Source organism: Citrobacter sp. S46_ASV_140 (assembly GCF_018919545.1).
Lineage (GTDB): Bacteria > Pseudomonadota > Gammaproteobacteria > Enterobacterales > Enterobacteriaceae > Citrobacter > Citrobacter braakii.
In genome coordinates, this window is record NZ_JAHLRC010000164.1 from 1 (window position 1) to 6,327 (window position 6,327).

The 6,327-nt window shown below is 52.1% G+C and carries 5 protein-coding genes, 1 tRNA gene and 1 pseudogene; 3 read left to right on the forward strand and 4 right to left on the reverse strand.

Features of this window, described 5'->3' with window-relative positions:
* The 3 genes from KQJ19_RS21645 to KQJ19_RS21655 form a co-directional block, all read right to left on the reverse strand.
* On the reverse strand, positions 1-299 hold a 299-nt coding region (locus tag KQJ19_RS21645), incomplete at its 3' end, for an HTH domain-containing protein (RefSeq protein ID WP_216404118.1).
* Positions 300-745: 446 nt separating this feature from the next.
* A complete protein-coding gene (yicI, locus tag KQJ19_RS21650; RefSeq protein ID WP_216404119.1) occupies positions 746-3,064 on the reverse strand; it encodes an alpha-xylosidase in 2,319 nt (772 codons plus the stop codon).
* Positions 3,065-3,074: 10 nt separating this feature from the next.
* On the reverse strand, positions 3,075-4,457 hold the full coding sequence (locus tag KQJ19_RS21655; RefSeq protein WP_016155017.1) for a glycoside-pentoside-hexuronide family transporter: 1,383 nt from the start codon (positions 4,455-4,457) through the stop codon (positions 3,075-3,077).
* Positions 4,458-4,747: 290 nt separating this feature from the next.
* On the opposite strand from KQJ19_RS21655, the gene KQJ19_RS21660 reads away from it, so the two are divergent.
* From KQJ19_RS21660 to KQJ19_RS21670, 3 genes and pseudogenes are all read left to right on the forward strand, one after another.
* Positions 4,748-4,842, forward strand: a tRNA-Sec gene (locus KQJ19_RS21660).
* Between the two features lie 282 nt (positions 4,843-5,124).
* Positions 5,125-5,419: pseudogene (locus KQJ19_RS21665) on the forward strand (magnesium-translocating P-type ATPase); the annotation flags it as partial.
* Between the two features lie 40 nt (positions 5,420-5,459).
* Positions 5,460-5,921 carry an anti-virulence regulator CigR family protein gene (locus KQJ19_RS21670; RefSeq protein ID WP_153690725.1) on the forward strand — a complete coding sequence of 154 codons (462 nt, stop codon included), beginning with the start codon at positions 5,460-5,462 and terminating at the stop codon, positions 5,919-5,921.
* A gap of 45 nt (positions 5,922-5,966) precedes the next feature.
* On the opposite strand, the gene KQJ19_RS21675 is transcribed toward KQJ19_RS21670, so the two are convergent.
* The coding region (locus tag KQJ19_RS21675) for a fimbrial protein (protein WP_216404120.1) at positions 5,967-6,327 on the reverse strand (361 nt) is incomplete at its 5' end.

Genomic DNA, 6,327 nt, shown 5'->3' on the forward strand with positions numbered 1-6,327 from the left:
ATCTTAACCCGCCGTGAATTATTCATCATGCCGTCAGCATCATCACCCTCCGACCCTAATAACTGATCCAGATATAAAAGGTCAGTAATGTTATCGGCACTTAATATCACGCCCGCACCGGCACGTTTATCGATAGATATTTTCCATTCCGATAACCATTGTTCCAGTAACCGCAGATCGCGCTGGACGGTCTTCTCTGAAACAGATAAATATTCGGCAATTTTTAGCAGCGTAACATATTCCTTCCGGGACAGAAGAAACTTTAATAATCTGTTTTGTCGCGAGGTAATCATTTGCATTATTTACCCTTATTACATACCAGATTAAATATCTATACCCGTCATACTTCAAGCTGCATGTGCGTTGGCTTTCCTCGCTCACCCCTGTCACGTACTTATGTACGCTCAGGGGATTCGCTGCGTCGCCGCCTTCCTGCAACTCGAATTATTTAGGTAATAAAGAAGCATTTATGCTCCACGTGTAATCCGTGATGATAAATATAAGAGGACTACGATGCGCCAACAATACTAAATCGTGTCCTGTATTCCGGACAGAAATAAGACAAAAAGAGGAAATAGTGAGATATTTACGGCGCAGATCACATTTTTCGCGGGAATTAGAGTGATAGCGCTCGCAAATATGGTGAGGTAAAAATTTAAGTCGGGATGTTTTTGATTTTCAGATCTGGAACGCTGCTCGCGGCGTGGGCCGGATAAGACGCATCCGGCACCACGTTCAGATTCGCTTACAGGGCTATCGTCAGCACATCTTCATCCGGCGTGACAACCGTTCCCCACTCGCTGCCCGCAGATGAACCGCCCTTCACACCGCTAACCTGTGGAATATTACGCAGGCACAGCGTCCAGTTACGCGCATCTCCACTACCTTGCACGATGATGGTATTACCCGTGCGCACCGCCTTCAGCGTGAAGATAACCGAGCCGTCAGCAGCCGGAACTTCACAGAGTGCTTCCCGCCCCTCCTGCAGATGGAACAGCTGGAACGCGGTTCCTTCATGCCAGGCGTAGTCCGGCTTCTGGTTATTGCTGCCCAGCGCCAGCAGGGTATTGTCACGCACATAAACCGGCAGACTCAGGAAGTCATGCTGCTGCTTATGCCAGCGGCTGCCGGCCACCTCATCATTACGCCACAGATGCGTCCAGCGTCCTTCCGGCAGATAGAACTGCACATCGCCCGCCTCGCTAAACACCGGCGCGACCATCACGCTATCGCCCAGCATGTACTGGCGGTCGAGATAATCACACGCCGGATCGTCCGGGAACTCCAGCATCATCGCGCGCATCATCGGGGTGCCCTGCGCATTAGCGCGCGCTGCTTCACGATACAGGTACGGCATCATGCGGCATTTCTGTTCGGTGAAGTAGCGCACCACATCGCAGGATTCGTCATCGTACGCCCATGGCACACGGTAGGATTTACTGCCATGCAGGCGGCTGTGGCTGGAGAGCAGCCCAAACGCACACCAGCGCTTGTAGACGTGCGCCGGAGCGGTATTCTCAAAGCCGCCGATATCATGGCTCCAGAAGCCAAAGCCGGACAGGCCAATAGACAAGCCACCGCGCAGGCTTTCCGCCATCGATTCATAGTTGGCGTAGCAGTCGCCGCCCCAGTGCACCGGAAACTGCTGTGCGCCCACGGAGGCCGAACGAGCAAACAGCACCGCCTCTTCTTCACCGACGGTTTCTTTCAGCACGTTCCACACCAGTTCGTTGTAGATGTACGCATAATGGTTGTGCATCTTCTGCGGATCGGCACCGTCAAACCACTGCACATCCGTGGGGATGCGTTCGCCAAAGTCAGTTTTGAAGCAGTCAACGCCGATATCCACCAGACCTTTCAGCTTGTTGGCATACCACTCGCAGGCTTGTGGATTAGTGAAGTCATAAATCGCCAGGCCCGGCTGCCATTTATCCCATTGCCACAGGGAACCGTCCGGGCGCTTGAGCAGATACCCTTTCGCTTTCAGTTCATTGAATAGCGGGGATTTCTGACCGATGTAGGGGTTTATCCATACGCACACCTTCAACCCTTTCTCTTTCAGGCGGCGGATCATACCTTCCGGGTCCGGGAAGGTCACCGGGTCCCACTCAAAGTCGCACCACTGGAAGGCCTTCATCCAGAAACAGTCGAAGTGAAAGACGTGCAGCGGCAGATTGCGCTCGGCCATACCGTCGATAAAGCTGTTCACCGTCGCTTCGTCGTAATTGGTGGTGAACGATGTGGTCAGCCACAGACCGAACGACCAGGCTGGCGGCAACGCCGGACGGCCGGTAAAGCGGGTATAGCGATCCAGCACCGCCTTCGGCGTTGGGCCGTCGATGACGAAATATTCCAGATACTCGCTTTCAACGCTGAACTGCACTTTCGACACTTTCTCAGAGCCGATTTCAAACGACACGCACTGCGGATGGTTCACCAGCACGCCGTAGCCGCGGTTGGTGAGATAAAACGGGATGTTTTTGTAAGACTGCTCGGTACTGGTACCGCCATCGCGGTTCCAGGTTTCTACCGTCTGGCCGTTACGTACCAACGCGGTAAAACGCTCCCCCAGCCCGTACACCGTTTCCCCCACGCCCAAATCCAGACGCTCAAACATATAATTACGCCCGCTGTGGGTATCCTGCACGTAACCGCTATTCTTTAGCTGACTGCCGGTAATACGTTCACCATTACGCAGGAAATCCAGCGACCAGAACTCACCTTTGGTCACCCGAACGCTCAGATTGCCGCTCTTCAGTTCGGCAAATTCAGCGGTGTTTCGCATCTCAACATTGACGTCCTGCAACACGTTCAGCGGGTAATGCGGGCCGGTATCCAGCGCGCCCTGGAAGTGTTCTATACGTACGCCAACCACGCCTTCCTGCGGCGAGAAAAAGCGTAAGGTGAAGAGTGGGGTATCCAGTTGCCAGGTACGTTCACGCACGTCGCGCGGCGCAACGTAGACAATCATCTCATTACCCTGCTGTTCAACGTCGAACACCTGAATTGGGTGTATTAAATTCAGGCCAGGTTGGGTCAGCCAGTTTCCATCGCTAATTTTCATCGTCAGTTCCTTAGTTCTGTAATTCTTTCGTCGTGAAATCCTGCTGGTTGCGGCGCGCGCCCTGAGCCAGCTGACTCATAATTTCCGTCAGATACGGCGTTTTCAGGGTATAGAAGCGTTTGGCAATCACGGCACTCAGCAGGTAACAAATCGCCGGGACAATGGTGAACAGGGCGATGATGATGCTAATGGTGGCGCTGTTCTGGGTTTTCGCGGCGGCGTCGTAGCCACCGCCCGCCAGCATCCAGCCGATCAGCGCCCCACCGAGCGCCAGACCCAGCTTGAGCACGAACAACGTGCCCGCAAAGCTGATCCCCGTCAGGCGTTTACCGTTGCACCATTCGCCGTAATCAACGGTGTCGGACATCATTACCCACTGGATTGGCGTAACGAGCTGGTGCAGTACACCAATGACAAAAATAAAGATAAACATGGTGATGCTGGCGTGCATCGGCACAAAGAACATCGCCAGGCTCGCCACCGCCAGCGCAGCGTTGGTCCACCAGAAGACGCTGACTTTGCATTTCCAGTCGGTCAGCGGTTTTGCCAGCGCAGAGCCGATCAGGTTGCCGACGCAATAGGCGGTGAGAAAGGCGACAAACACCTCCGGCTTACCCAAAATCCAGGTGACGTAATACATCATCGCCCCGCCACGAACGCAGACGGCCAGAATATTGAGGATGGTCAGCAGGCCGACGATGCGCCATTGGTCGTTTTGCCAGATGTCGCGCAGGTCTTCACGCATAGAGGTGGTGCTCGGCGGCGCTTCCACGCGTTCTTTGGTAGTGAAGAAGCAGAACGCCAGCATCAGGAACGCCACCACGGAGAGCACCGCAATCCCACCTTGAAAGCCGAACGCTTTATCCTCGCCACCAATCAGATTCACCAACGGCATCATCAGCACGGTGGAGAGCATGCCGCCCGCCGTCGCCAGCACAAAGCGCCATGATTGCAGGGAGATACGCTGCGTTGGGTCATTAGTGATCACGCCGCCCAGCGCGCAGTAGGGAATATTGACCACGGTATAAAGCAGGGTCAGCAGCGTGTAGGTGATTGCGGCATAAATCATTTTGCCGTTCAGGCTGAGATCCGGCGTGCTGTAGGCCAGCACGCAAACCAGACCAAACGGCAGTGCGCCGAACAGCACCCACGGACGGAATTTCCCCCAGCGCGAACGGGTACGGTCGGCCAGCAGCCCCATGCAAGGGTCTGAGATGGCATCCAGCGCGCGGGCCAGTAAGAACATGGTGCCAACAAATCCGGCTGGGATACCAAAAATATCGGTATAGAAGAACATCATATATAACATGACGTTATCGAAGATAATGTGGCTAGCCGCATCGCCCATTCCGTAGCCAATCTTCTCTTTAACAGACAGAATTTCACTTTTCATTACGCATCCTTGTTAGCACTTTCACACGCCCTGATACCGGTTACAGTTCTTGTAAACCATCCCTGTGAGCGCGGGTATTCCGATATCTCGTTATCAAATTACGATTCTTGTTTTCTGTGATCAGCGTAGCGTCTAAAAATGTGTCTAAGTGTAAGTAATGGATTTTGCGGGGATTTATTTGAAACTGGTCATGGTATAGAGAAACGGAAGTTAAAAAAGTGAGTGAGGGGGTGTGGAAACGTTTGGAAGTAGCTATAATGCGCCCCGCCTCCATGTAGCAATCGAGGCGCGGAAGATCGTCATCTCCGGTGAGGTGGCTGGACTTCAAATCCAGTTGGGGACGCCAGCGTTCCCGGGCAGGTTCGACTCCTGTGATCTTCCGCCAAAATGCCTCTCCTGAGCTCCCTCGAAGTCAACAAAACCCCTGTAATACCTGATAAAAAAAGAGAAATAACCCCACCATTGTCGCCTGAAGGTAATCGGCATCAAGTCCTTTTTTGGGGCACATTAGGGGGTGTTATTTTCCTTTAAAATATCAGCACCCCATAATGGTAAAAATTTGATTTATAACAACATTTTACAAAGATATCTTCCCTCATACAGGAAGACACCCAACCGTCGATATTAAGCCGATGGACTGGCTTGAGATTCTTCGCCGCCTTGAGCGGAAAGCGATCGGGTGCTGACGCTGCCCTGGCTGAACTGTAACAGCCAGAGAGGCGCGCGAAATCTGATGAACAGAGCGGTACTTCGCTTCGGTGAAAACCGAATTGCGTCGGTAGAGGATGTACGTAACGGTGATAATAGTCTGATTTGCAAAGGCGCAGTGGAAGAGATGCTGATGGTGACAAGGTGGTCGCGCTGAATGAAACCGTCGTGAGTTACTGCTGGCGAAAACGAAAGATTACAACGCGCAAGGATTCCGGGTGTTGCTGGTGGCGACCCGCAAACTGGATGATTCAGCGCTGCACCTGCCACTCAGCACGGGTGATGAACAGGGGCATAGGTACACGGCATGGTTTAAAAGTTGTACTGGCAACCCTCATTTCTCTTTCGCTCTTTGCCACCCCGGCACTGGCGAATCCAGGCAATGGGAACGGCAATGGTAATAGTGGCAACCATGGCAATAATAGTGATAATCACGGAAATAAAGGGAATGCGCAGAAAGGCAATGCGGGTCAGAAAAATAACGCATCATCCGATCACCGTAAAAAATATGGCAAACCGGATCATGTCGATTCTGATATCAGTTTTTCGGCTGCCCGACATTTGGCGGTGAATTATGGCCTGACGGGGTGTGGCTCCTTACCACCAGGCATTGCGAAAAAAACGGTTCCGGCATCGATGTTGGGGCAACGGCCTTATTATCCTGGCTATGAATGGAAAATAGTAAGGAATGATTTCGTTCTTATTGCACTGAGTACCTCAGTAGTGACCGCAATTATCAATGGCGTGTTTGATTAATTGATTAACAAGCTGGGGAATTTCCCCAGCTTTTATTATGCTATCTCAATAATAAGTAAACGTCACCGGTAAACTGGCTGTGTAATTACCTGCCGGTATGTTCCCTGTATGTGGAGACACTCTGGCCAATAAGGAGCCATCAAATTGCTTTTGGCTCACAAGAAACGGTGCTTTACTCAGCTCGACCGGCTTCCCGAATTCTACGGCTCCTCCACCTTTCTTCCATGACAAGGTAATATCAACCTTATTATTTGACGTGCTGAGTTTCGAATTACTGCCCCCTGCCAGGGTAACTTCAAATTTGGTGATATCACTGGCACAGTCAATCACAATGGGAACTTCAACGTTACTATCACCTAATAAGGCCCCTGAAGTTGTGATCAGCGGAAGTTGCACGGTTTCAGGC

Coding starts and splice junctions, on each gene's coding strand:
- yicI (WP_216404119.1), bottom strand. CDS start 3,064: ATGAAAATTAGCGATGGAAACTGGCTGACCCAACCTGGCCTGAATTTA.
- KQJ19_RS21655 (WP_016155017.1), bottom strand. CDS start 4,457: ATGAAAAGTGAAATTCTGTCTGTTAAAGAGAAGATTGGCTACGGAATG.